This window comes from Stenotrophomonas sp. G4 (assembly GCF_003428825.1).
In the GTDB taxonomy this organism is placed as follows: domain Bacteria; phylum Pseudomonadota; class Gammaproteobacteria; order Xanthomonadales; family Xanthomonadaceae; genus Stenotrophomonas; species Stenotrophomonas indicatrix.
This window is the reverse complement of the sequence record NZ_CP031741.1, coordinates 3,368,043-3,391,634: the sequence shown is the minus strand read 5'-3', so window position 1 is coordinate 3,391,634 and position 23,592 is coordinate 3,368,043. Positions and strand designations below refer to the sequence as shown.

General features: G+C 66.0%; 21 protein-coding genes. 12 read left to right on the top strand and 9 right to left on the bottom strand.

The features are described 5' to 3' along the window. Position 1 precedes the first annotated feature (1 nt). Together mazG and D0Y85_RS15635 are read left to right on the top strand one after the other, a co-directional pair. Complete coding sequence (mazG, locus tag D0Y85_RS15640; RefSeq protein WP_117311100.1) at positions 2-838, top strand: nucleoside triphosphate pyrophosphohydrolase; 837 nt, start codon at positions 2-4, stop codon at positions 836-838. Continuing rightward, entirely contained in the window at positions 835-1,161 is a 327-nt protein-coding gene (locus D0Y85_RS15635; RefSeq protein WP_089236521.1) for a YnfA family protein, read from the top strand. Before mazG ends, D0Y85_RS15635 begins: the two co-directional genes overlap by 4 nt. Before the next feature lie 17 nt (positions 1,162-1,178). Here D0Y85_RS15635 and D0Y85_RS15630 read toward each other — a convergent pair whose 3' ends face one another. Genes D0Y85_RS15630 through D0Y85_RS15610 form a run of 5 tightly spaced genes read right to left on the bottom strand, consistent with a single transcriptional unit; the run spans position 1,179 to position 8,078 of the window. Then, positions 1,179-2,363, bottom strand: a complete 1,185-nt coding sequence (locus D0Y85_RS15630; protein ID WP_117311097.1) for a GDSL-type esterase/lipase family protein — start codon at positions 2,361-2,363, stop codon at positions 1,179-1,181. A 14-nt stretch (positions 2,364-2,377) separates the two neighbouring features. Next, the gene (locus D0Y85_RS15625) at positions 2,378-3,130 is read right to left on the bottom strand and encodes a glucose 1-dehydrogenase (protein WP_117311095.1); all 753 of its coding nucleotides are present in this window, start codon (positions 3,128-3,130) and stop codon (positions 2,378-2,380) included. 48 nt (positions 3,131-3,178) lie between these two features. Then, positions 3,179-4,483, bottom strand: coding sequence for an MFS transporter (locus D0Y85_RS15620; RefSeq protein ID WP_117311092.1), 1,305 nt, complete (start codon positions 4,481-4,483; stop codon positions 3,179-3,181). After that, positions 4,480-6,729, bottom strand: coding sequence for an oligoalginate lyase (locus tag D0Y85_RS15615; protein ID WP_117311090.1), 2,250 nt, complete (start codon positions 6,727-6,729; stop codon positions 4,480-4,482). Before D0Y85_RS15615 ends, D0Y85_RS15620 begins: the two co-directional genes overlap by 4 nt. Beyond that, a complete protein-coding gene (locus D0Y85_RS15610) occupies positions 6,726-8,078 on the bottom strand; it encodes a polysaccharide lyase 6 family protein (protein ID WP_240329262.1) in 1,353 nt (450 codons plus the stop codon). The genes D0Y85_RS15615 and D0Y85_RS15610 overlap by 4 nt, the downstream gene beginning before the upstream one ends. A 330-nt stretch (positions 8,079-8,408) precedes the next feature. Between D0Y85_RS15610 and D0Y85_RS15605 the strand changes: the two genes are divergently transcribed. The 6 genes from D0Y85_RS15605 (at position 8,409) to gcvH (ending at position 15,910) form a co-directional block, all read left to right on the top strand. Then, positions 8,409-11,300 carry a TonB-dependent receptor gene (locus D0Y85_RS15605; RefSeq protein WP_117311086.1) on the top strand — a complete coding sequence of 964 codons (2,892 nt, stop codon included), beginning with the start codon at positions 8,409-8,411 and terminating at the stop codon, positions 11,298-11,300. Positions 11,301-11,402: 102 nt separating this feature from the next. Next, on the top strand, positions 11,403-12,146 hold the full coding sequence (locus tag D0Y85_RS15600; RefSeq protein WP_059064840.1) for a FadR/GntR family transcriptional regulator: 744 nt from the start codon (positions 11,403-11,405) through the stop codon (positions 12,144-12,146). A gap of 121 nt (positions 12,147-12,267) precedes the next feature. Continuing rightward, a complete protein-coding gene (locus D0Y85_RS15595) occupies positions 12,268-13,227 on the top strand; it encodes an SPFH domain-containing protein (RefSeq protein WP_025877782.1) in 960 nt (319 codons plus the stop codon). Position 13,228: 1 nt separating this feature from the next. Beyond that, entirely contained in the window at positions 13,229-13,663 is a 435-nt protein-coding gene (locus D0Y85_RS15590) for an NfeD family protein (protein WP_117311084.1), read from the top strand. A gap of 644 nt (positions 13,664-14,307) precedes the next feature. Then, positions 14,308-15,420 (top strand): glycine cleavage system aminomethyltransferase GcvT, encoded by a 1,113-nt coding sequence (gcvT, locus tag D0Y85_RS15585; protein WP_117311082.1) that lies wholly within the window; start codon positions 14,308-14,310, stop codon positions 15,418-15,420. A gap of 94 nt (positions 15,421-15,514) precedes the next feature. Further along, positions 15,515-15,910 (top strand): glycine cleavage system protein GcvH, encoded by a 396-nt coding sequence (gcvH, locus tag D0Y85_RS15580; protein ID WP_059064838.1) that lies wholly within the window; start codon positions 15,515-15,517, stop codon positions 15,908-15,910. A 308-nt stretch (positions 15,911-16,218) separates the two neighbouring features. Here the strand turns inward: gcvH and D0Y85_RS20625 are convergent, their stop codons facing one another. Further along, positions 16,219-16,572 (bottom strand): hypothetical protein, encoded by a 354-nt coding sequence (locus tag D0Y85_RS20625; protein ID WP_162887683.1) that lies wholly within the window; start codon positions 16,570-16,572, stop codon positions 16,219-16,221. A gap of 112 nt (positions 16,573-16,684) precedes the next feature. Here D0Y85_RS20625 and D0Y85_RS15575 point away from each other — a divergent pair, with 112 nt between their 5' ends. After that, entirely contained in the window at positions 16,685-17,200 is a 516-nt protein-coding gene (locus tag D0Y85_RS15575; protein WP_117311080.1) for a histone, read from the top strand. A gap of 63 nt (positions 17,201-17,263) precedes the next feature. On the opposite strand, the gene D0Y85_RS15570 is transcribed toward D0Y85_RS15575, so the two are convergent. Beyond that, on the bottom strand, positions 17,264-18,184 hold the full coding sequence (locus D0Y85_RS15570) for a LysR family transcriptional regulator (protein ID WP_117311077.1): 921 nt from the start codon (positions 18,182-18,184) through the stop codon (positions 17,264-17,266). Between the two features lie 112 nt (positions 18,185-18,296). Here D0Y85_RS15570 and D0Y85_RS15565 point away from each other — a divergent pair, with 112 nt between their 5' ends. Further along, complete coding sequence (locus D0Y85_RS15565) at positions 18,297-19,055, top strand: SDR family oxidoreductase (protein WP_117311956.1); 759 nt, start codon at positions 18,297-18,299, stop codon at positions 19,053-19,055. A gap of 108 nt (positions 19,056-19,163) precedes the next feature. Here D0Y85_RS15565 and D0Y85_RS15560 read toward each other — a convergent pair whose 3' ends face one another. Continuing rightward, a complete protein-coding gene (locus tag D0Y85_RS15560; RefSeq protein WP_117311075.1) occupies positions 19,164-20,564 on the bottom strand; it encodes a serine hydrolase domain-containing protein in 1,401 nt (466 codons plus the stop codon). A 287-nt stretch (positions 20,565-20,851) separates the two neighbouring features. Here D0Y85_RS15560 and D0Y85_RS15555 point away from each other — a divergent pair, with 287 nt between their 5' ends. After that, a complete protein-coding gene (locus D0Y85_RS15555; RefSeq protein ID WP_117311072.1) occupies positions 20,852-22,180 on the top strand; it encodes an MFS transporter in 1,329 nt (442 codons plus the stop codon). A 31-nt stretch (positions 22,181-22,211) separates the two neighbouring features. Next, positions 22,212-22,562, top strand: coding sequence for a DUF1304 domain-containing protein (locus D0Y85_RS15550; RefSeq protein WP_117311070.1), 351 nt, complete (start codon positions 22,212-22,214; stop codon positions 22,560-22,562). A gap of 500 nt (positions 22,563-23,062) precedes the next feature. Here the strand turns inward: D0Y85_RS15550 and D0Y85_RS15545 are convergent, their stop codons facing one another. Beyond that, complete coding sequence (locus D0Y85_RS15545; RefSeq protein ID WP_117311068.1) at positions 23,063-23,530, bottom strand: hotdog fold domain-containing protein; 468 nt, start codon at positions 23,528-23,530, stop codon at positions 23,063-23,065. Positions 23,531-23,592 lie beyond the last annotated feature (62 nt).

Sequence of the window (23,592 nt, the reverse complement as noted above, 5' to 3'; positions counted from 1 at the left end):
CATGAGCACGCACGATACCCCTGCCAAAGGCAACGCCAGCGCGGAGCTGGAGCGCCTGCTGGCCATCATGGCGCGCCTGCGCGACCCGCAGGGTGGCTGTCCCTGGGACCTGGAACAGAACTTCGCCACCATCGCCCCCTATACGATCGAAGAAGCCTACGAAGTGGCCGACGCGATCGATCGGGGCGACCTCGACGACCTCTGCGATGAACTGGGTGACCTGCTGCTCCAGGTCGTGTTCCATGCGCGCATGGCTGAAGAACAGGGTGCGTTTGCCTTCGCCGAGGTCGCGCGCGCGATCAGCGACAAGATGCAGCGGCGGCACCCGCATGTGTTTGCCGATGTCAGCGTCGACGATGCCGACGGCGTGATGCGTAACTGGGACGCGATCAAGCGTGCTGAGCGCCAGGCAAAGGGCGATCAGGACACCTCGGCGCTGGCCGGGATCTCCCGTGGCCTGCCGGAATGGCAGCGGGCGGTGAAGCTGCAGTCGCGCGCGGCCAAGGTGGGGTTCGACTGGCCCGGTCCGCTGCCGGTACTGGACAAGGCGGCCGAGGAACTGCAGGAACTGCGCGAAGAGTTCGAACGCGGTGACATCGTGGGCAACAAGGCGCGCCTGCAGGAGGAACTGGGTGACCTGCTGTTCGTGTGCGCCAACCTGGCGCGCCATGCGGACATCGATCTGGGCGCGGCGCTGCGTGGGGCCAACCACAAGTTCGAACGTCGCTTCCGTTCGATGGAGGCGCAGGCCGAGGCACAAGGCGATTCGCTGGCCGCACTCGACCTGGATGCGCAGGAAGCGCTCTGGCAGCACGCCAAGGCCACGGAAAAGGCGTGAAAACGCTCGGTCTGTTCCTGCTGACCGCGCTGGCCGAGATCGTCGGCTGTTACCTGCCCTGGCTGTGGCTACGCAAGGGCGGCAGCATCTGGTTGCTGCTGCCGGCGGCGGCCAGCCTGGCGTTGTTCGCCTGGCTGCTGACCCTGCACCCGACCGCCAGCGGACGCGTGTACGCAGCGTACGGTGGCGTGTACATCGGCACGGCGCTGTTCTGGCTGTGGCTGGTCGACGGCATCCGTCCCAGCCGCTGGGACATGCTGGGGGCTGCGCTTTGCCTGGCCGGCATGGCAGTGATCATGTTCGGGCCGCGGCAACCGGGGTAAACCGGCTCGGCGCTCTTTCAACGCGCGTTGCAGCCCAGCGCCGCCAGGTTGATCGCGTCGGCCATGCGCCGGTAGCCCTCGTCGTTCGGGTGCAGATGATCGCGGGTGATGTCCGCCGGCAGTGATTCCGGCTGTTTCGGATCACGCAGGGCCGCATCGAAATCCACCACACCATCGAAGCCGGTGTCCTGGCTACGCGCCCATTGGTTGATCGCGGTGCGGGTGGCAGCCGATACCGGTTCGTAGCGCTCCGAATCGCCGAAGGGTGTCAGCGTTCCTAGATGGGCGCGGATGCCATGTGCATGCAGCCGCGCGGCCACCTGGCGGTAGCCCAGCAGCATGTCTGCCGCGCTGCGTCCCGGCAGCGGTTGTGCGCCGCCACCGTGGCGGATGTCATTGATGCCTTCGAACAGGATCACCTGGTCGGCGTCGGCCACTGCGATCACGTCGCGATCCAGCCGTGACAGCACGCTGTGGCTGCGGCCATGGTCCAGCAGCTTGTTGCCGCTGATGCCCTGGTTGAGCACCACGAAGCGGTCCGGGCACGCCTGCTGCAGGCGCTGGCCCAAGCGCTCGGGCCATTGGTTGAACGAGCCACGCGAGGCCGTCGCGCCCTCGGTGATGGAATCACCCAGGGCCACGATCACCTGCGGCCGGTCCGCGCGCTGCACCAGTACCGCAGAGAACACGTTCTGCTGGTAGCCCACGCGCACGCTGTCGGCCACCGCGTCCTGCTTTCCGTCGGCCACCCGCACCACCGTACGCCGCACCGCGGGGCGGGTGGGCTGCGGGAAGTACGCGGTCACGCTGATCCCCTGCAGGGCGGCAACCGGCAAGGGCAGTGCATCACTGATCAGCGCTGCGCCCACCGGTACGTCGATGGACGTGCGTCCATCGACGGTGACCGGCAGCGCTGCCGCCTTGCCATCCTTCAGGCGCACCCGTACGTCTTCCACATGCAGCGGCGTGGTGCCCAGTTCGTTGCTGATGCGCAGCCGCAGCGCATCGCCCTTGCTGCCCAGGCGCATGTCCTGGCGCACGGTCTGCGCTGCGAACTGCACGGGCGCGTCAGCGCTGCCATCCTTGCGGTCAGGCGCGGGCGAAGCGGTCCAGGCGGTGACCCAGACCGGTGCGGCCAGCGCCACGGGGGCGGCCACGGCGGTGCCGATGGCCAGGGAAAGCAGGGTGATCCAGCGCTGCATGGGCTTCGGTCCGGTCAGGAGAAGTAGGTGCCGCCGTTGACGTCCAGATTGGCACCGGTGATGAACGCTGCTGCATCCGACGCCAGGTACACCGCCGCATCGGCGGCTTCGTCCGGCAGGCCCTGGCGACGCAGCGGCGTCGCGCCGGCCACCGCCGTACGCACTTCCGGTTTGGTGAATTCGTCATGGAAGCGGGTGGCGATCATGCCGCAGCACAGCGCGTTGACGCGGATACCCTTCGGCCCCAGTTCCTTGGCCATGGCCCGGGTGAAGGTCATCACGCCCGCTTTGGCGGTGGCGTAGATCGCCGCGCCGGGGCCGCCGCCATCGCGACCGGCCTGCGAGGCGAAGTTCACGATCGCCGCGCCTTCGCCCATGTGCGGTACCACGGCGTGGGTGGTCAGGTAGGTGGAGGTCAGGTTGAGGTCGATGACCTTGTGGAAGAACGCCGGGTCGATGTCGGCCAGCGGACGACGCTCGACCATGCCGCCGGCCACGTTCACCAGCACGTCGATGCGCTGGCCGAATGCAGCCTGCGTTGCTGCGACCAGGCCGGCCACGGCGGCGGGATCGGTGACGTCGGCGCGGTGGGCGATGGCCTGGCCGCCGGCCGCCTTGATCAGCGCCAGCGTCTCCTGCGCGCTGGCTTCGTCGTTGGCGTAGTTGAGGCAGACGCGTGCACCGGCCGCAGCCAGCTTGATCGAGACGGCACGGCCGATATCACGGCCACCACCGGTGACGATGGCCACCTTGTCCTGGAACGACATGCGGGAAACTCCTTGGTTTGCGGGGGAATGCGAGGAAATGGGGGGGGCTCAACCGTCGGTGCGGTCAAGCTTGTGGATCGGTCCGGTCCACCACCACAGTGCGGCCAGCGACAGCGGCACCAGTGCGGCAACGAGGATGAAGATCGGTGCATAGGAATGGCGGGTCAGCACCGGTACCAGCCAGGTGGTGATCAACGTTCCGGCTACGGCGGCCAGGCCGCCGAGACCGGCCAGCGTGCCCACTGAGCGGCCGTCGAACAGATCGCCGGGCAGGGTCTGGATGTTGCCGATGGCGATCTGGAAACCGAACAGCACTGCTGCAATCGCCAGTACCGCAAACAGCGGCTGGTTGGCCAGTACCGCACCCAGCAGGGCCGGGGCCATGATCACGCAGCCCAGCGAAATCGACAGCTTGCGCGCACGGTCCACGCTGTGGCCGGCATTGATCAGGCGCCCCGACAGCCAGCCGCCGCTCAGGCTGCCGAGCATGGCGCCGACGAAGGGCACCCAGGCGAACAGGCCGATCTGCTTGATGTCGAAGCCGAAGGTCTCGGCCAGGTAGATCGGCAGCCACGACACGAACAGCCACCAGATCGGATCCAGCAGGAAACGGCAGGCGAGCATGCCCCAGCTCTGCCGGTGGGCCAGCAGCGAACGCACGCTGACCTTCGGTGCATCCGCGCGTTGTTGGCCAGCCTGGTCTTCCATGATCAGGCGCCGCTCGGCGTCACTCACCCACGGATGCTTGTCCGGGCCGGCGCGATAGACGAACAGCCATGGCAGCAGCCACAGGAAGCCAAGTGCACCGACCAGCACGAAGGTGCCGCGCCAGCCAAGCCACAGGTACAGGCCGGCGATGGCCGGCGCCGAAACGATGGCACCGATGGACGCGCCCGCGTTGAAGATGCCCTGTGCGAGGGCACGCTCACGCGCCGGGAACCATTCGGCGTTGGCTTTCACCGCGCCGGGCCAGGCGCCGGCTTCGCTGATGCCCAGCATCGCCCGCACCACGCTGAAGGAGAGCATGGAGTGGGTGACCGAATGCAGCGCGATCGAGATCGACCACACACTGATCGACAACGCGAACCCCAGCCGCGTCCCGATCATGTCGAACAGGCGCCCGAACAGGAACTGGCCGGCGGCATAGAACAGCATGAACACGGTGACCAGCAGTGCGTAATCGTCCTTGGTCGCGCCGACTTCCCTGGCGATCTCCGGCCACATCACCGCCAGTGCATTGCGGTCGATGTAGTTGATCACCGTGGCCACCGCGATCAGGCCGACGATCAGCCAGCGCACGGCCGAGCGCACCGGCACCTTGCGCAGCGTGGCCACGGCCGAGGGGCCGTTCATCGTGCCTCACCCTTGCTGCGGTCCATGCGCGCATGGCTGCCGCTCCAGTGGTAGGCATGGCCATCCACCGTCACGCTGTGTTCGCCCTTCGCCCCGCTGTCGTCGGCCACGCCGAGTGCGATGCGGGCGCCGCTGGCCAGGCGCAGCTCGAGCACCTCGGCATCACTGCCGCGGGTGCGGATGATCTGCTTGATGCGGCTGTCGGCATCGTGCACGTACTCGGCGGTGCCGTTGTACTCGCCATGCGGCTCCAGAACGCTGAAGAAGGTCACATCCTTCTGTCCTTCCACGCGCTGCAGCAGCGCCGGTTCGCGGCGCAGGTTGAACTCGGGATCATTGGCACCGCTCTCCACCAGCAACGCCTGCGCCGGCGCGCTGCTGCCGAAGCGGTAGGTGTAGAAGCGCCCGTCGAGCAGCCACGCCAGCGTGCGCGGCTCACTGCCGGCCTTGCTGCGTGCGTCCAGCCACAGGTGCTGGTAACCGTTGTCGCTGCCGAGCACCGGCCGCTGGGTGGGGAAATGCTCGGCCTCGAAACCGGTGGTGACGATGTGGCCGTTGAAGTGCAGCGGCAGGTCGTAGCGTGCAGCCTTGTCGCCGTGCACCTGCAGCAGGTCCAGCACCACCGGCAGGCCCAGTTCGGGGTGGCGCAGCAGTGCCTGGGTGCGGGTGAACACCACGCCCGGATAGGCATCGCGCATCGTCGCCGAGGCGATCTGGGTATCTGCGTCGGCCTGGAAGAAGCGCACCTGCGGGGCGAGTTCCTCACCGCGCTTCCAGTCGCCCTTGAAGTGGCTCTGCTCGTTCACCACCAGCGTGTTGTGGGCCACGGTCTGCTTGGCCCAGCTGCGGTTCTCGGCCAGATAGATGCCACCGCGCTTGGCTTCCACGTTGAGGAAGCGCGCCGCACCGTAGTCGGTCACCACGGCATTGCCGTTGTCGTAGAACAACCAGTTGAGCTTGTCGAAGTGGCCGTGGCCCATGCCCTGCATGGTGTCCTTCTGCACCAGCGCCTGGCCGCGTTCGCCGCCCATGCGCAGGATCGCCAGACCGCCGCGTTCACCGTCCGGGCCGTCGCGCAGCAGCATCGGCCGGTAGTCGAACGGTTTGGCTTTGTTGGCTGCCAACGCCTGCGCCACCTGCAGCCCTTCCGGCGACAGCAGCAGGCGTTTCTGCTGCTGGGCGACCGACAGCAGACGGTCATCGCCGGCCTGCGCATAGGCGATGCCGATGCCAGCCACCAGCTCTTCGGTATCGATGCCCTTGTCCAGGATCGCATCGTTGATCGGGAAGAACAGGCCGTCGTAGCTGGTCTGCACCAGCACGTCCACCGCCTTCAGCAGCACGCCGTCGCGGCGCGCGAAGATCTTCCGCTGCGGCTCGTTGCGTTCGATCGCGTTGGCAAACAGCAGGAACGGCGCCAGCGCATAGCGCTGGTAGTAGGGGCCTTCCTCGTAATAGCCATCGGGCGAGAACAGCAGGTCGATCTGCCGCAGGAAACCGAACTGGTCATCCTTGCGGCTGCCGCGCAGCGATTTCTCCACCAGTTCGCGATCACGCAGCACGTAGCCGGTCATGCCGGTGGCGGCCACCGCCCAGGTCGCGTGGTTGTGGATCTGGTCATAGTTCTTCGGCTCGCTGGCCAGGAACTCGGCCATCGGCCGGAACACCTGCGATTCGATGGTCTGCCGATCCTGCGGCGACAGCGCATCGCGGATCGCGTCGTAGCCCTGGATGGCGTTGACCAGCCAGACCGAATCGTTGAGCACCTGCCAGAACACCCGGCCGGGAATCTGCCCGCGTCCTTCCGGATGCGGGCCGAGGGTCGGGTAGAGCTTGGCGTACTGCAGCAGCATGTCGCGCGAATAGGCGACATAGGCCTTGTCGCCGGTCAGCCGGTACAGGGTGCCGGCGGCCAGCAGGGCCTGGTAGTTGCGCTTGTGCTGCTCATGGGTGCGGCCGCCGCCCTTGTCCTTCGGCACCGGCACGTCGATGCCGGCCTTCATCATCTTCTGCAGCGATTTCTGCGTACGCGCCTGTTCCTTGGCGAACCACGGATAGCGGCTGCCTTCGCTGGCCATCTGCTGCCACTGCGCGGCGGTCACCAGTACCGGCGCGGTATCGCCTTGTCGGGCGGCTGCGGCAGGTGCCGCATGCAGCGGTGCCGTCGGCAACAGGGCGAAGGGAGCGGCCAGGGCGAGGGCGAGCGCCAGACGGTGGGAACAAAGGGACAGCGGCTGCAACCTCATCGATCAACTCCGGTGCTGGTGCGTGACAGGGCAACCTCGCCCACCTTGGGATACCAGTCCACCCCCGTCTGTTCGCGCGGGGTCATTGCCAGCGCCTGATCGGCGCCGATGGCGGGCAGGGGCGTTGCCGGCACCCACAGGCCGCTGGCGGCCTGCTGCAGGGTGATGCTGGCGCTGCTCACCCCGCCCGGGAACACGCTGCTGGCCTGCGGCGACTGCACGTTGTTGCTGAAGGCGATGCCGGCCAGCGAACTGGCCGCATTCGGCGGATTTTTGCTGGTGCGGTTGACGATCAGGTTGCCGCTGAAGTGGCTGTTGCTGGCGGCGACCACGATGCCCTTGGTTTCGTCATGGCCCACACCGAAGCTGATCTTCGCCACGTCGACGAAGGTGTTGCGGCTGATGGTCGCGTTGACCACCGGCGCGTAGCCGGACAACGGCGGATTGGCCTGTGCATCCATCACCGCCAGTGCCGAGCGGTTGCTGGAGCCGGCCAGCCGTTCGAAGTAGTTGTTGCTGACGGTCTGGTCGGCATTGATGATGCGCACGCCGCCGGTGCCGGCCTTGTCGTCGCCGAGGAAGAGGTTGTCGACCACCCGGTTGCCGTTGCCATGGCGCAGGGTCAGCGCGCCGGCCGAACGATAGAACACGTTGCCGCGGAAGGTATTGCCGCCGGACTTGTTGGAGACGATCTCGGTCTCGCCATCGCAGCCCTCGAACCAGTTGTTCTCCACCGTGCTGTTGGAATCGCTCAGCGAGGTGTCGCTGGTGCCGACGCGGATCGTCTCTCCGCCATTGACGCCCAGCGCTGGCCGCGGGCCGAACCAGTTGTGGTCGATGCGGTGCTGGTTGTCCAGGCCCTGGGTGGCATCGCGCACCACCACCACCGTCGGGCCAGCGTTGGTCTTGCCGCGCAGCTGGCTGTGGTCGAGGCGGTTGTTGCTGCCGTACAGCGACACCCAGTAGTCCTGGTCGCTGCCATCGGGGTTGCTGTAGTCATCGATGACCAGGCCGGTGACGCGGCTGTGGCTGGCCACTGCCTTGCTCGACTCGCGGAACGCCACCACGGCGTCGCCCGGGGTGTAGCCGTTGCGGAATACCAGGTTGGAGACCTGCAGGTAGCTGCCGGCCAGGCGCAGGTCCGACCCCCCGCTGAGGATCACCTTGCCCGGCGTCTGCGCGCGCAGCACGATCGGCGCGGCGGCGGTGCCCTGGCCCTTCAGCAGCAGGCGCGCATCGGTCCAGGTGCCATCGGCCAGCACGATTTCATCTCCGGGTTGCAGTGCGGCAGCGGCGGTGGCGAACTCGGCGGCATCATGGACCAGCCAGCTTGCAGCATTCGCCGGCAAACTGGTCAGGCATGTTGCCAGTCCAATTGCCAGGCAATATCCAAGGGTGGGTTTCGAAAGGCGGTGCGAAGTCGGTTGAATGCGCATGAAGTCCTTCCAGAGACGGCGATGCCGCGGTTACGGAGTGGGTGTGCATACCACTTGGTAGATGTGTTGTAAGCCACGTTGCGCGCAAAGTCATGCTGCATCAGCACATGAAATGCCGGGCAACCGGTCTGAATCAAAGGTATTACGAAAAATCCAGTCCAGTTGGTTGACATTTCTGTGTCGACGTGTCGAAGCTGCGTCCCACGCCTACCGTCCGGGCGATCCTTTGGGAGGAGGAAAACCATGCCGCAACCCGCCGGAGTTGTACGTCGTACATCGTTGTCACCCACACCGCTGATCGTGGCACTGCTCGCTGCGCTGGCGGCTTCACCGGCCGTGCAGGCGCAGTCTGCCGGCAGCGGTTCCGGGCAGGACGCCACCACCCTGGACCAGGTCCAGGTCACCGGCATCCGCGAATCGATGCAGAGCTCGATCAACAAGAAACGCGACGACACGGTGATCGCCGATGTGTTGTCGGCCGACGACATCGGCGACCTGCCCGCGCCATCACTGGCCGATGCGATCGAAACGCTGACCGGTGCCGCCTCGACCCGCGACAAGACCGGCGCATCGGAAATCTCGATCCGTGGTCTCGGCGCCTTCCTCAGCAGCACCAACTTCAACGGCCGCGAGATCACCAACGGCAGCGGCGACCGCTCGGTGAACTTCAACATGTTCCCGGCCGAGCTGATCAATACGGTGGCGATCTACAAGACCCAGCGTGCCGACATCATCGAAGGCGGTGTCGCCGGCACCATCGGGCTGGAGACGGTCAAGCCGCTGGAGTACGGCAAGCGCTCGGCGCAGATCGATCTGCGTGGCAGCTGGGCCGAGTATGACAAGAAGTACCGCGACGACGATGGCATCGGCTATCGCGGTACCGCCAGCTACATCGACCAGTTCGAATTCGGCAACGGCCAGAAGCTCGGCATCTCACTGGGCATCCAGCGGCTGGAGGGCACCGATCCGGAGGAGAGCATCACCAGCGGCTCCACCTGGTATGCCTGCGATGGCAGGCAGAACGTGGCCAATGCCAACTGCAATGAGGTCAGCGCACAGGCCATCGCCAACGGCGCGCCGTACTATCTGGTGCCAAGCAGCCGCATCTATCGCCTGAAGCAGGAACGCAATGACCGCCAGAGCGAATTCGCGGCGATCCAATGGCGGCCCAACGACGTGGTCGAGGTCAACCTCGATTTCGAGCATACCGAGCGCAACTGGGACGAGGACCGCAGCGACCTGAGCCTGTCCAATGCACGACGCGGCATCACCCAGCGCGAGGTGGACGAGGACGGCATCGTCCGCCACCTGCATGGCAGCACTTCCATCGATTCGACCTCCAACCGCTACTGGCGCGGCGAGGAATACACCGGTGGTGGCCTCAATCTGATCCTGCGCCCCAGCCCGGCCTGGGAGCTGTCCACCGATCTTTCCTATTCGCATACCAACCGCCTGGACAGCGAGCGCATGACCCGGCTGCGCGCCAACCAGCGCGACGTCAACAATGCCATCGTGCCGGGCATCAGCAGCGGCGCCACCGGCTATGTCGACTACGACTGGGACTGGCATGGCGAGGTGCCGAGCGTCGCGCTGGCGCCGAACTTCGACCCGAACAACTGGGATGCCTACACCGGCGCGGCGCGGGTGACCTCCAGCGCGACCGAGAACGACCACAAGATCAAGGCCGGCCGCTTCGATGCCAGCTTCATGCCCCAGTCCGGTTTCTTCACCCGCATCAAGGGCGGCGTGCGCGCCAGCCAGGCCGACTACCGCCTGCGCGACAACACCCTGGTGACCGACTACGACCAGCGCGTAGCGGCCGACAAGGCCAAGATCATCGCCGCCAACCGTGCCTGCCGTGCACCGTTCCCGCAGGACGACTTCATGGATGCGGCCAGCGGCAATACGATCTCCTCGTGGGCGTACTTCGATCCGAGCTGCCTCTACGCGTCCTTCCGCGGCACCAGCGACAGTGGCCTGGACCCGGACTTCCAGGACCCGAACAACGTCGATGTGACCGAGAAAACCCGCGCGCTGTACCTGATGGGTGAATTCAGCAGCACGCTGTTCGGCCTGCCGGTCACCGGCAATGTCGGCCTGCGCTGGGTCAAGACCGACGTGCGTTCGGAAGGCGTGCGCACCGACCTGGCGGTCATCGACAACGGCGACGGCACGATCCGCCTGCAACCCACCGGTGATTTCACCACCCAGGTGTTCAAGGCGGGCAACGACAAGCTGCTGCCAAGCCTGAATACCGCGTTCGAGCTGAAGCCGGACCTGTTGCTGCGGGTGGGCGCGTACCGGGCGATGTCACGCCCGGACATCGCCGCACTCGGTGCCGGGCGAACCATCAATGTCAGCAGCGATGCCACCTATACCGGCCTGGCCGACGCGCTGGACGACATCAGTGCCAGCGGCAATCCGGCTGCGCAGCCGCTGATGTCCTGGAACGGCGATGTCTCGCTTGAGTGGTATGCGAACCCGGACACGCTGCTGGCCGGTGCGGTGTACTGGAAGCAGTTCAACGGCGGCACCGCCACCGCGCTGGTGCCGGAGACCTACACCCTCAACGGACAGACGGTGACCGTGCCGGTGCGCCAGCAGGTGACCACCGATGAAGACAGCACCCTGACCGGTATCGAGCTCAGTGCCACCCACCGGTTCTCGTATCTGCCCAAGCCGTTCGACGGCCTTGGCTTCAAGGTCAGCTACAACTATGCCGACGCCGACTACCAGACGCAGGATTCGCGGTTGGGCGAGCAGTTGGCCGCCGATGGATCGATCATTCCGGCCATCGTTCCGCCGGCCGGCCTGAGCGGATTCTCGCGGCATGTGCTGTCCGGTTCCCTCTACTGGGATGTGGGCCGCTTCAACATCCAGGCCATCGGCAAGTTCCGTTCGCACTATTACCAGGACTTCACCGGCAACACGGCGCAGCAGAACCGCTACTACGATGACAACACCAGCGTCGACCTGCGCCTGCGTTACCGGGTGAACAAGCAGCTGTCGCTGTCGCTGGAACTGATGAACCTGACCGACGAGCCACGCGTGGCGTACCAGCCGCTTTACGGGAATTTCCGCGAGGTGGTGAGCTACGGGCGGCGCGCGTATTTCGGTGTACGATACAAGTTCTGAACAGGGCGGCGCGGCCAATGGTCGCGCCGTCGCTCCAACCGGACCCGCACCGTGCCCGGTGGCCGGGGACGGGCCCGGAGGGAACCGCCAAGGGTCAGCCGCATGTCCGCCAACCGTCTCTACCAGACCATCGCCGCCAAGCTCCGCAAGCTGATCGAGGATGGCGAATATCCGCCGGGTTCGCGCCTGCCGGGCGAACGTGAACTTGCCGAACGCTTCGGCGTCAGCCGGGTCACCATCCGTGAGGCGGAAATCGCCCTGGAAGCGCAGGGCTGGATCGCGATCCGTATCGGTTCGGGCGTCTATGTGAAGCCGCGCCCGGCCCAGGCTGCCGGCGGGCTGCCCGATATCAGCGCCTTCGACCTGACCGCGGCGCGTGCCGTGTTCGAGGCGGAAGCTGCAGCGCTGGCGGCAAGCAATATCGATGAGGCCGGCATCGCCGAGCTGCAGGTGCTGGCTGAAGCGCTGTGCCGGCGTGACCTTACCGATGAAGAGGCCGGCGACTACGACCGCCGCTTCCACCTGGCCATCGCCCGCCTGTCGGGCAACCCGGTGGTCGAGTATTTCGTGCAGCAGATCTGGCGCATGCGCAGCGAGCTGCCGCGGGTGACCGAGGTCTATGCACGGGTGTGCCATGACGATGGTGCCAGCCGCGCCGACGAGCACATGGCGATCTTCGAGGGGCTGCGCGCGCGCGATCCCGTCGCTGCACGCAATGCGATGCGCCATCACTTCCAGCGCCTGTTCGAGGCGATGCTGGAGGCGACCGAAAGCCAGGCGCTGGCCGAGATCCGCCGGCAGACCCAGCAGGACCGCGAGCGCTTCCTGGCCACGACCCGGATCTGAGCGGGTTCATCCTGCAGCGCCGGGCCACGCTCGGCTGCTTTCGGCTGGAAAGTGCGGTACCAGCATCGCCTGCATCCACGCGCTATGCTGGGCTCCGGACGTCTCCCATAAGGAAAGCGCGATGTTCCCGACCATGTTCTTCAGCGCGGTGCTGGCCTTCGTGGCCGTGGTCATCCTGTTCAAGGCAGTGCGGATGGTGCCACAGGGCTATGAATGGACCGTCGAGCGGTTCGGCCGTTATACCCACACCATGTCGCCCGGCCTGCATTTCCTGATCCCGATCGTCTACGGCGTGGGGCGCAAGGTGAACATGATGGAACAGGTGCTGGACGTGCCCGGCCAGGAAGTGATCACCAAGGACAACGCCGCCGTGCGCGTCGATGGCGTGGTGTTCTTCCAGGTGCTGGACGCGGCCAAGGCCGCCTACGAGGTATCGGTGCTGGAAGTGGCGATGATCGCCCTGGTGCAGACCAACATCCGTACCGTGATCGGCTCGATGGACCTGGATGAATCGCTCAGCCAGCGCGAGGTGATCAACGCCAAGCTGCTCAGCGTGGTCGACCATGCGACCAACCCGTGGGGCGTGAAGGTCAACCGCATCGAGATCCGCGACATCCAGCCGCCGCGCGACCTGCTCGATGCGATGGCCCGGCAGATGAAGGCCGAGCGCGAGAAGCGCGCGCAGATCCTCGAGGCGGAAGGTTCTAGGCAGTCCGAGATCCTGCGTGCCGAAGGCGAGAAGCAGGCCACGGTGCTGGAAGCGGAGGGGCGGCGCGAGGCCGCATTCCGCGACGCCGAAGCACGCGAGCGCCTGGCCGAAGCCGAAGCCAAGGCGACCCAGGTGGTGTCGGCGGCGATCGCCGACGGCGACGTCCAGGCCATCAATTACTTCATCGCCCAGAAGTATGTGGAAGCGTTCAAGGAACTGGCCACGTCGCCGAACCAGAAGCTGGTGCTGATGCCGATGGAGGCCAGCGGAGTGATTGGTTCGATCGCCGGCGTGGCCGAGCTGGCCAAGCAGGCCCTGTCCAACCAGGAAACCCGGCCGCCGGCAAAGCGGCCGCCACCGATCGGAGGCTGACATGCGCTGGGAAGTCGTTGCCTGGGGTGCGTTGGCCTTGCTGCTGTTCGCCGCCGAAGCGCTGGCGCCCGGCGCGTTCATGCTGTGGATCGGCATCGGTGCGGCGGCGGTGTTCGCGCTGGTAGCGGTGTTCGCCGATATCCCGGTGCTGTGGCAGGTGGTCGCTTTCGTGGTGCTGAGCGTGCTGTCGATCCAGTGCTACCGGCACTGGGGCAGGCCGCGTGCGCGGCAGAGCGACGCACCGCTGCTGAACCGCCGTGCTGAACAACTGGTCGGGCGGGTGGTGCCCTTGCAGCAGGCCATCGTTGCCGGGCAGGGCAGGGTCAGCATCGACGACGCATCGTGGCAGGTGAGTGGGCCGGAGCTGCCGGCCGGGACGCTGGTGCGGGTGGTGGCGGTGCAGGGCAGTGCGCTGGTGGTCGAGGCGGTCGCCTAGGGTTTCCAGCCAACGGCGCAGCCCTCGTGGGCGGGTCGCGTAGTGCGTTTCATGTGTTTGGATCGGGCGGGTGGGCTGTGCAGGGGACGCCGTGAATCCGTCCCTGGAGGCTTAGCCGCGCCATCCATGGCGCGGATACCCCTGCCCAGCCCACCCGCCCGACCTCTGACAGTTTCCGGTGGCGTCCGCCCACGGAAAAGAAATTAAAAGCGGGAAGCAAAAGCTGGTCGCTGCGCTCTGTGTGCCCGGGGTCGGATCCCTTTCCGCAGGCAATGGCTTCGACACTTCTCTCCATATATGTATCGACATCCACAACCGCTCTTGCCTTCCGTCCCGTCATCGGGAACCTGTCGGGGTGGGGCGGTGTGGGGTGGAGGGACCGCAGGCGCCATGGATGGCGCCTACGAGCCTACACGGACGTACTTGCGGCGTGTCCCGCAACCCCACATCGCCCCACCAGCCCACAGACGTCGCCGAGCCGATACGCTTTGGCCGTTGCCGTTGCCGTTGCCGTTGCCTGGCTTGTAGAAAGCGCCCGCCGGCCGCAGGCCGGCCAACATCCCCCCGCTGCGCTGCGGCGCGACCTGCGGCCGACCGATCTGGGATAATGCGCGTTCTTGTTTCCTCTGCTGCCGGACCCGGTCATGACCCAGAAGACGCTGCTCAACGATACCCACCGCGCCCTTGGCGCCAAGATGGTCGATTTCGGGGGTTGGGACATGCCCATCCACTACGGCTCGCAGCTGGACGAGCACCACCTGGTGCGTCGTGAGTCGGGCGTGTTCGACGTCAGCCACATGACCGTGGTCGACCTGCGCGGTGACCAGGTCAAGCCGTTCCTGCGCCGCCTGCTGGCCAACTCGGTCGACAAGCTCAAGGTCACCGGCAAGGCGTTGTACTCGTGCATGCTGAATCCGCAGGGCGGCGTCATCGACGACCTGATCGTCTATTACCTGGGCGAGGACTTCTTCCGCATGGTGGTCAACGCCTCCACCCGCGAGAAGGATCTGGCGTGGCTGCGCGAGCAGGCTGCACCGTTCAACGTCTCGGTCGAACAGCGTCCAGACCTGGCAATCCTCGCCGTGCAGGGTCCGCAGGCGCGTGACATCGTCATCGGCCTGGCCCGCGAAGCCGACCGTGAATCGCTGGGCAAGCTCGGCCGTTTCGCCGCGCTGCAGGTGCAGTCCGACGACGGCGTTGAGCTGTTCGTCGCCCGCACCGGCTACACCGGCGAAGACGGTTTCGAGATCCTGCTGCCGCAGGATGCCGTGGTCGCGTTCTGGAACCGCCTGCTTGCCGCCGGCGTGAAGCCGGCCGGTCTGGGTGCACGCGATACCCTGCGCCTGGAAGCCGGCATGAATCTTTACGGCCAGGACATGGACGAAGCGATCAGCCCGTACGAAGCGGCGCTGGCCTGGACGGTGTCGCTGGACGAGGGCCGCGACTTCATCGGCCGCGACGTGCTGGAAGCGCAGAAGGCCGCCGGCAACGCGCGTCAGATGATCGGCCTGGTGATGGATGAGAAGGGCGTGCTGCGCCATGGCCAGGCGGTCACCACCGCCAGTGGCCAGGGCGAGATCCTGTCCGGCACCTTCTCGCCGACTCTGGCCAAGGGCATCGCATTCGCGCGCGTGCCGGCCGGTGAACTCGGCCAGGTCACCGTCGACATCCGCGGCCGTCAGGTGCCGGTGCGGGTGGTCAAGTTCCCGTTCGTGCGCGAAGGCCAGGCCCAGCCCGGCGTGCTTGGCGACGCCTGATCCAAACATGCCGGTCGTCACTGCCAGCAGTGGCGGCCGGTTGGTTACACTAGCCCCGTATTTTCCACCCCCTGCATATCTCTGGAGCAGTCCCATGAGCGAGATCCCCGGCGACCTCAAGTTCCTCAAGTCCCATGAGTGGGCCCGTGTCGAAGGCAATGGCCGCGTGACCGTCGGTATTTCCGACCACGCCCAGGGCCTGCTGGGTGACCTGGTCTACGTCGAGCTGCCCGAAGTCGGCGCGACCGCCAAGGCCAACGAGCAGATCGCGGTCGTCGAGTCGGTGAAGGCCGCCTCCGACGTCTACAGCCCGATCAGCGGCACCATCGTCGAGGTCAACTCGGCACTGGCCGACAAGCCGGAAACCATCAACGAAGACGCCTACGGCGATGGCTGGATGTTCGTCGTCGAAGTGTCCAACAGCGACGAGCTCAACGAGCTGCTGGACCCAGACGCGTACGCCGAAGGCCTGGAAGACGACGAGCACTGAGTCGTCGTTTCCCGGTACGAAAACGGCCACCCTCGGGTGGCCGTTTTCGTTTTGCAGAACGCCTCCCACTCATGCCGACCGGTTCGCCGCATGCCATCGCCATGGCATCAGTCGGTGTTGAGCGCGGGCAAAAGGCGTGCGCAGTTTTGCGCAAATCCGCGTTTCCACCCCCGCAGCGGCGCGCCCGGATGTGAAAAGTTTTTGGCCTTGTTGCAGGTCCGTTGTGCTGGCGTTGGCGCGTGCGTTGCCATGCATGGCCGCGTCGCCGCGTGGCGTTCCGCTTCAGGCCCCTACATGACGCAGAAGGCTTATTTCAAGTGTTTTTTCTTCGCTGTTCGTGCGCAGTTGATGGCAGCGACGATGCGCGATGCAGTGTTTGCCGGCGCTCGCGGAGGAACATCGGCAGGCGCGGGAAGGGCTTCCGGGACGCGGCGGATGTGAAAATTTTTCGCGGGGTTGTTGACAGTAAAAAAAACCGTGATTAGGTTTCGCCTCAGCAGACCTTGCCTGCCAAACCGAGTGCGCAGAATCAATCGTCCGATGCGAAGCAGCCCCTTGAAGACCACCGCGATCCTGACGACGGTGGACATGGCCCCGCTTCCCCTCGAGAAATGCAAGGCGACCCCTGTTCCGATGCCTGCTCCGCCGATCGTGGCGGGCATCACCGCATCCGTAACGGCGCGCCCGACGCGCCGGCGGTCCCCGCACGCAGCATGGGCGGGTTTGATCCACCTGGGCGTTTCAACTCCCTATCACTGACGAGGAGCCATCACCATGGCAACCAAGAAAGCTGCGAAGAAAAAGCCCGCCGCCAAGAAAGCGGTGAAGAAAGTCGCCAAGAAGGCCGCTGCCAAGAAGGCAGTGAAGAAGGTCGCGAAGAAGGCGACCGCCAAGAAGGCAGTGAAGAAGGCTGCCAAGAAGGTCGCCAAGAAGGCCACGGCGAAGAAGACAGTGAAGAAGGCGGCCAAGAAGGTAGCCAAGAAGTCCGCTGCCAAGAAGACCGCGAAGAAGGCCGTCAAGAAGGTAGCCAAGAAGGCCACCAGGAAGACTGCCAAGAAAGCCGCCAAGAAGACCACTGCCCGCAAGCCGGCCAAGAAGGTCGCCAAAAAGGCAGTGAAGAAGGCGACAAAGAAGACCGCCAAGAAGGCAGTGAAGAAGACTGCGAAGAAGGCGACCAAGAAGGCTGCCCCGAAGAAGGCTGCCAAGAAGGTTGCCAAGCGCAAGCCGGCCGCCCGCAAGAAGAAGGCCGCTCCGGTGGCCCTTCCGGCAACTCCGGCACCGCTGATCTAAGTACTTCCCGATAGCCGTACCCTGAGACCCCTTCCCCGACTGCCCAGCGGGGAGGGGGTTTTTTTATGGGCTGCCTGCGCCTGGCCAGCTGCGTTCACCCGCTGCGTCGCAGGGAAACCGCTCGACCAGGAAATCCACGAAGCTGCGCAGCCGGGTCGAGTGATACCGGTCGTGCGGATAGACCACGTGCATGGGCCGACCGTGCCGGCGATGTTCCGGCAGCAACGGGACCAGGCTACCCGCAACGATGTCTGCTGCCAGCAGCAGGCTCGACTGCAGGATGATGCCCAGGCCCTGCAGCGCGGCCAGCCGCAGCGCTTCGCCGTTGTTGATCTGCAACCGTCCCGAAGGCGGCGCTGGCAATGCCACTTCGTTGCCCAGCCAGTGCGACAGCGCAGCCGGATCCAGCGACAGGCATTGATGCTGCTGCAGTTCCTGCGCGTTGTGCGGCGTGCCATGCCGTGCGAGATAGGCCGGTGATGCACACAGGGTCAGCCGGTAGGGGCTGAGCGGGCGCGCCACCAGATGCGTGGCATCGGCCAGCGTGCCGATGCGGATGGCGGCCTCGAATCCCTCATCGGCCAGTTCGACCACGCGATCGGTCAGGACCAGTTCGACACTGACCTCGGGGTAGCGGTCCATGTAGGTCGACAGTGCCGGCACCAGCGCATGCGTGCCGAAGATCACCGGTGCACTGATCCGCAGCTTGCCCGCCGGTGCCAGATGGTGATGCTGGGCCTGCGCATCGGTTTCCTCCACCAGGCGCAGGATCTCTTTGCAGCGGCCGTAGTAGGCCTCACCGAAAGCGGTCATGTGCTGCCGACGGGTCGTGCGGTTCAACAGCTGCATGCCCAGCCGTTCTTCCAGGGCGCGCAGGTGCTTGCCGGCCATCGTCGCGGAGATGTCCAGTGTCGATGCCGCAGCACTGAGGCTGCCCTTTTCCACGGCCAGCACATAGACCTGCATGCTCTCCAACAGGTTCATCTGACACCCCGGGTTCTGAATGTTGAAACCTAGCCGGAGTTTATCAATCGAGGGTGTTCAAAGAGCATGTCCGCACGGCCAGATGGGCCGGCAGAACCTGGCAGGGCAGCACATGAAACTGGATCTTGAAGGACGTACCGCGCTGGTCACCGGCGCAGGCAGTGGCATCGGCGCAGGTGTTGCGCGGGTACTGGCGACGCAGGGTGTGCGCGTGGCGATCACCGCGCGGCGGCAGGCGCCGTTGCAATCGGTGGCGGCCGCAATCGAGGCGGCGGGTGGACCGGTACCCGTCGTGTTGATGGGCGATCTGACCGACGCCGACGATGTGCAGCGCATCGCCAGCGCTTCGCTGCAGGCGCTGCAGCACGTGGATATCCTGGTCAACGCGGCCGGTGGCGCACGGTTGGCCGGGGTGGCCGCAGCAGACGAGGTGTGGGACGAGGCGATGGCACTGAACTTCTCGGCGGCACGACGGCTGACGCAGGCGTTGCTGCCGTCGATGCGGGCCAATGGCTGGGGGCGTGTGATCAACCTCAGCGGGTCGATGGAGCCGCGTGCGGTGAATGCCGCGAGCCCGGCGAAGGCGGCACTGCATCTGTGGAGCAAGGGGCTGTCCTGCGACGTGGCGGGCGAGGGCATCACCATCAACTCGATCGCGCCGGGGCGGATCAACAGCGCGCAGATCCTGGATCGGCTGCATCCCACCGAAGAGAGCCGGCGTGAGTTCATCGCCCGCAACATCCCGATGGGGCGTTTCGGCGAACCAGAGGAGATCGCGCACCTGGTTGCGTTCCTGGCCTCACCGTTGGCGGGGTACATCACCGGGGCGGTGATTCCGGTGGATGGCGGAATGCACTACTTCGCCCACTAGCCTCCGGCACGAACGGCAAGGACCTGGCGTCATGCGGAGGACGCGCAAGCGCATACGAAAAAGGGCGACCCGAGGGCCGCCCTTCTGCTCAACGTCGAGCTCGCCAGCTCAGCGCGGTGAGGCCACCGCGCGGTTGCCCGAGGCACCCTTGCCCTTGCGCTTGTCCTGCTGCACCGGAGCGGCGCCCTCGGCCATCAGGTTGTCGCTGCCGAAGTCGGTGTCCACGTCCAGCCAGCGCTGCGACGGCAGGCCCAGGGCAGCATCGAGCACGGTCGGCAGCAGGCCGCTGGGCAGGCTGCTTTCGCCGTTCCACATGATGGCGATGCCGAGGTCGCGCTCGGGCACCAATGCAACCAGGCCACGGTAGCCCTGTACCGCGCCGGCATGGAACACGACATCGTGACCGGCGTAGTCGAAGGTGCGCCAGCCCAGCGCGTAGCCGGCCGAGTGCAGGCGTTCGCGGCGCCATCCCGAGCGCATCTCGCCGGGCGTGTTGATCAGGCTGGAGTGCAGAGTCGCCAGCAGCGGTGCCGGCAGCACGTCCGGGCGGTGGCCGGTATGGGCCAGCAGCCACTGCGCCATGTCACTGGCGCTGGCGTTGACGCCGGCAGCAGGGGCGACGCGGTAATAGGTCGGTTTCGGCGTCAGCGACACCCAGCCGTTGCGGCTGCGCACGTGCGGGCGCGCCCAGCGCGAGCTGGCCTGGATGCCGGCCAGGCCGAGGCTGGCATCGTTCATGCCGAGCGGCTTGAAGATGCGGCGTTCGACCGACTGCTCGTAGAAGCTGCCGGAGGCGGCATACACGACGTCGCCGATCAGGCTGAAAGCCACGTTCTGGTAGGCGTAGCAGTCGCCCGGCAGGCACTTCAGGCTGGTGTTGGCCAGCTTCTGGGTCAGCGCGTAGTACTCGGCATTGCCTTCGATGTCGCGGTCGTAGGCGTTGTACGGCAGGCCGACGCGATGGCTGAGTACGTCGGCCACGGTCAGGCGGTCGGTGGCCTCCGGCGAGCTCAGGCGGAAGCCCGGCACGTAGTCGGTGACCTTGCTGTCCCAGCGCAGGGTACCGTCGTTGACCAGCAGGCCGGCCATGGTGCCGGCGAAGGCCTTGGACAGCGACGCCAGGCGGAACACGGTGTGGGCATCGACCGGCAACGGGTTGTTGACGTCGGTGACACCGTAGCCGCGCGCGCTGAGCACGCGGCCACCCTGCACGATGGCTACTGCCATGCCCGGCACGCGCTCGCCATAGGTGAGCTGCTGCGCCATCGATTCGATGTTGGCGACGTTGAAGCCGGCAGCGGGCAACTGCACCTGCGGCACCAGCCCGGTGCGATAGGCCGCAGGCTGGGTGTGGGCGACGGCGCCACCGGCAGCGGTTTCGATGTTGGTCGGCATCGGCGGCAACGCCGGCGGGGTCTGCGCGGTGGTGGACAAGGCAAGGGGCATCAGCATGCCCAGCAAACCGGTGGCCGCCGAACGGATCGGACGACGCAGGCTGTTCTTTTTCATCGGTTGGAACCCGTGCGCGACTGCTGGGGATGATTCTAGCGCCGCTTTTCGCCTGTGCACAAACAAAGCGAAGATGAATGCGCATCTCGTTGAAAAAGTTGGTTTTTTGACGCCAGAAAAGCGTGTATCACAAGGTGTCCGCCGGGCCTGTCCGTGACACTGCGTTGCAGCCATCGGCGCCGCCTGCGCTGGCGATGTTGCAGTGCATTGGATAACGTACGCGCTTCACTGCCCCCGGAGCCTGCCATGCCGCTGTCCAACCGCCGTTTGCGGGCGAGGGGAGCCGCGTGAGCGCGGCGCGTGAAAGCGGGGCACTGAAGGGCCTGCTGGCCGCGCTGCGCGAGTCGCCGGCGCTGTGGTGGTCGTTCCTGTACTTCTTCTGCCTGCTCAGCGGCTACTACGTGCTGCGGCCGGTACGCGAGGCGATGGCTGCTTCGGCCGACCTGGAGACGGTGTTCCCGGCGGCGTTGATCGCCTGGTTCGCCAGCCATGGCATCGCCCTGAAGGACTTCGTCCTGCAGTTCCTGTTCTCCTGCGTATTCGTGATCATGCTGGTGCTGCAGCCGGTCTATGGCTGGCTGGTCAGCCGCTTCCCGCGGCGGGTGTTCCTGCCGGCGGTGTACGGCTTCTTCATTGCCACCCTGCTGGGCTTCTATGCACTGTTCGACAGCGATGTGCCCGGGCGCGGCATGGCCTTCTTCTTCTGGATCAGCGTCTTCAACCTGTTCGCCGTAGCCGTATTCTGGAGCTTCATGGCCGACGTGTTCTCCAACGCGCAGGCGCGGGCGTACTACGGCTACATCGGTGCGGCCGGCACCATTGGGGCTTTCCTCGGCCCGTTCATCACCAGTGTGCTGGTGCAGCGGGTGGGCATCGCCAACCTGATGCTGGTATCGACTGGCTTCCTGATGTTCTGCCTGTTGTGCATCTGGCGGCTGCGTTACTGGGCGGTGCTGCGCGAGCGTGAGCAGCGTTTGGTGTCGGGTGAGCAGCCGATGGGCGGCAGCGTGCTTGATGGCCTGAAGCTGATCGCGCGCGAACCCCTGCTGCGCTGGCTGGCGATCATGGTGCTGTTCGGCGTGGGTGTCGGCACGTTGCTGTACAACCAGCAGGCCACCATCGTGCGTGCCTCGTTCAACGATGCAGGCGCTGCCACTGCCTTCTTCTCGCGCATCGACCTGGCGGTGAACGCGCTGGCGCTGCTGATGCAGGTAGGCCTGACCCGCTGGCTGCTGTCACGCCATGGCATCGCGCCGGCGCTGTTGATTCCCGGCTTTGCGATCCTGATCGGCTTCTCGGTGCTGGCCGCCTCGCCGATGCCGCTGATGGTGGCGGTGGTGCAGGTGATGACCCGCGCCAGTGAGTTTGCTTTGGCCAAGCCGGCCCGCGAAACCATCTACACCCGCGTGGACCGGCAGTGGCGCTACAAGGCAGGCGCGGCGATCGACACGGTGGTCTACCGCGGCGCCGACCTGAGCTTCGCCTGGCTGCACAAGGGGCTGTCGCTGTTCGGTTCGCACGTGGTGTTCGTCGGTGGCGTGGTCGTCGCCGGGTTGATGACCCTGGCGGCGTTCGGCGTGCTGCGCGAAGAGAAGAAGCTGCCGCGCGACCGCTGAGGTCGCCACCCACATTTCGAGGAGAGAATCGATGTCGTCGCTCGCGCTGCTGCTGACCGTGCTGGTCGCTGTGCTGCACCTGTACTTCCTGGTGCTGGAGATGTTCCTGTGGACCCGGCCGCTGGGCCTGAAGACGTTCCGCAATTCACCGGAGAAGGCGGAGACCACGCGCGTGCTGGCGGCCAACCAGGGCCTGTACAACGGCTTCCTGGCGGCGGGCATCGTGGTGGGGCTGGTGCTGGCGCAGCCGGTGCTGGTGACGTTCTCGCTGGTGTGCGTGGTGGTGGCGGGGTGCTATGGCGCCTACAGCGTGAGCCGGCGCATCTTCATGATCCAGGCGTTGCCGGCGATCCTGGCGTTGGTGTTTCGCGCGGTAGCGTAGTTTCCAGCCAACGGCGCAGCCCCTCGTGGGGTGGTCGCGTAGAGCGGGTCATGTGATGGGTGTGGCGGGTGGGCCGTGCAGGGGACGCTGCAAGTACGTCCATGTAAGCTCGATGGCGCCATCCATGGCGCCAACGCCCCTGCACGGCCCACCCGCCACACCCCTGACAGGTTCCGTGCGCGGCCAGCCCACGGAGAAGAAAAGAAGATCAAGAGCAACAGCGGGTCGCTGCGCTCGTGGGTTCTGCGCGCATGAAAAAAGCGGCCGCCGGGCCGCTTTTTTGCTTTTGCTCTTCTTTTTCTCTTGCGTGGGTGGACGCCGCAGAGATCTGTAAGAGGCCGGAGGGGTGGGATGCGCAGGGGCGTAAGCGCCATGGATGGCGCGCCCGAGCCTACAGGGACGTATGCACGGCGTCCCCTGGGCATCCCACCCCTCCGGCCCAACCGATGAACCGCTTTTTCAGCATCCACCCACGAGGGGCTGCGCCGTTCGCGGCAACATCACTTCGCCGGCGACAGCCACATGTCAATCACCGCGCTGAACACCTCCGTCCCCGCGCGGTCGCGCACACTCACCGTCACCGGCAACGCATAGCCTTCGGTCGCCACCACGATCGGCTGCGCCGGCAATGCCGTCGCCTGCAGCGTGCCGCGCGCCTTGGCCAGGTACTGCACCTGCATGCCCTTCGGGATCCAGCGCATGCCCTTGGGCAGCGACGCATCGACCATCAGCCCGGCGGTCAGTTCGGCCAGGTTGCACATTGCGATCGCGTGCACCGTGCCGATGTGGTTGCGCACCTTGCGGCGGTCGGCCAGCGTGCCCTCGCAGCGGCCGTTCTCCAGGCGCGTGATGCGCGGCGCGATGCTGGCGAAATAGGGCGCCTTGAAGCACACCGCGCGCGAGAACAGCCAGGTGCCGGCAGGCCAGCGCTGCAGGCGGTGATAGAGCGAAAGCAGGGGCGTGGACATGGCGGTTTCCGGTCGGCGGACAAAGCGACGGCGGGCAAGGCCCGCCGTCGAGGCAACGCGTG

What these genes read in the sequence shown, in the direction of transcription:
- D0Y85_RS15590 (WP_117311084.1), top strand. Translation starts at nt 13,229, where the DNA reads ATGCGCTGGGAAGTCGTTGCCTGGGGTGCGTTGGCCTTGCTGCTGTTC.
- D0Y85_RS20625 (WP_162887683.1), bottom strand. Translation starts at nt 16,572, where the DNA reads ATGCCCGCCACGATCGGCGGAGCAGGCATCGGAACAGGGGTCGCCTTG.
- D0Y85_RS15630 (WP_117311097.1), bottom strand. Translation starts at nt 2,363, where the DNA reads ATGCAGCGCTGGATCACCCTGCTTTCCCTGGCCATCGGCACCGCCGTG.
- D0Y85_RS15605 (WP_117311086.1), top strand. Translation starts at nt 8,409, where the DNA reads ATGCCGCAACCCGCCGGAGTTGTACGTCGTACATCGTTGTCACCCACA.
- gcvH (WP_059064838.1), top strand. Translation starts at nt 15,515, where the DNA reads ATGAGCGAGATCCCCGGCGACCTCAAGTTCCTCAAGTCCCATGAGTGG.
- D0Y85_RS15565 (WP_117311956.1), top strand. Translation starts at nt 18,297, where the DNA reads ATGAAACTGGATCTTGAAGGACGTACCGCGCTGGTCACCGGCGCAGGC.
- D0Y85_RS15575 (WP_117311080.1), top strand. Translation starts at nt 16,685, where the DNA reads ATGGCAACCAAGAAAGCTGCGAAGAAAAAGCCCGCCGCCAAGAAAGCG.
- D0Y85_RS15595 (WP_025877782.1), top strand. Translation starts at nt 12,268, where the DNA reads ATGTTCCCGACCATGTTCTTCAGCGCGGTGCTGGCCTTCGTGGCCGTG.
- D0Y85_RS15570 (WP_117311077.1), bottom strand. Translation starts at nt 18,184, where the DNA reads ATGAACCTGTTGGAGAGCATGCAGGTCTATGTGCTGGCCGTGGAAAAG.
- D0Y85_RS15550 (WP_117311070.1), top strand. Translation starts at nt 22,212, where the DNA reads ATGTCGTCGCTCGCGCTGCTGCTGACCGTGCTGGTCGCTGTGCTGCAC.
- D0Y85_RS15620 (WP_117311092.1), bottom strand. Translation starts at nt 4,483, where the DNA reads ATGAACGGCCCCTCGGCCGTGGCCACGCTGCGCAAGGTGCCGGTGCGC.
- D0Y85_RS15625 (WP_117311095.1), bottom strand. Translation starts at nt 3,130, where the DNA reads ATGTCGTTCCAGGACAAGGTGGCCATCGTCACCGGTGGTGGCCGTGAT.
- gcvT (WP_117311082.1), top strand. Translation starts at nt 14,308, where the DNA reads ATGACCCAGAAGACGCTGCTCAACGATACCCACCGCGCCCTTGGCGCC.
- D0Y85_RS15545 (WP_117311068.1), bottom strand. Translation starts at nt 23,530, where the DNA reads ATGTCCACGCCCCTGCTTTCGCTCTATCACCGCCTGCAGCGCTGGCCT.
- D0Y85_RS15560 (WP_117311075.1), bottom strand. Translation starts at nt 20,564, where the DNA reads ATGAAAAAGAACAGCCTGCGTCGTCCGATCCGTTCGGCGGCCACCGGT.
- D0Y85_RS15600 (WP_059064840.1), top strand. Translation starts at nt 11,403, where the DNA reads ATGTCCGCCAACCGTCTCTACCAGACCATCGCCGCCAAGCTCCGCAAG.
- D0Y85_RS15615 (WP_117311090.1), bottom strand. Translation starts at nt 6,729, where the DNA reads ATGAGGTTGCAGCCGCTGTCCCTTTGTTCCCACCGTCTGGCGCTCGCC.
- mazG (WP_117311100.1), top strand. Translation starts at nt 2, where the DNA reads ATGAGCACGCACGATACCCCTGCCAAAGGCAACGCCAGCGCGGAGCTG.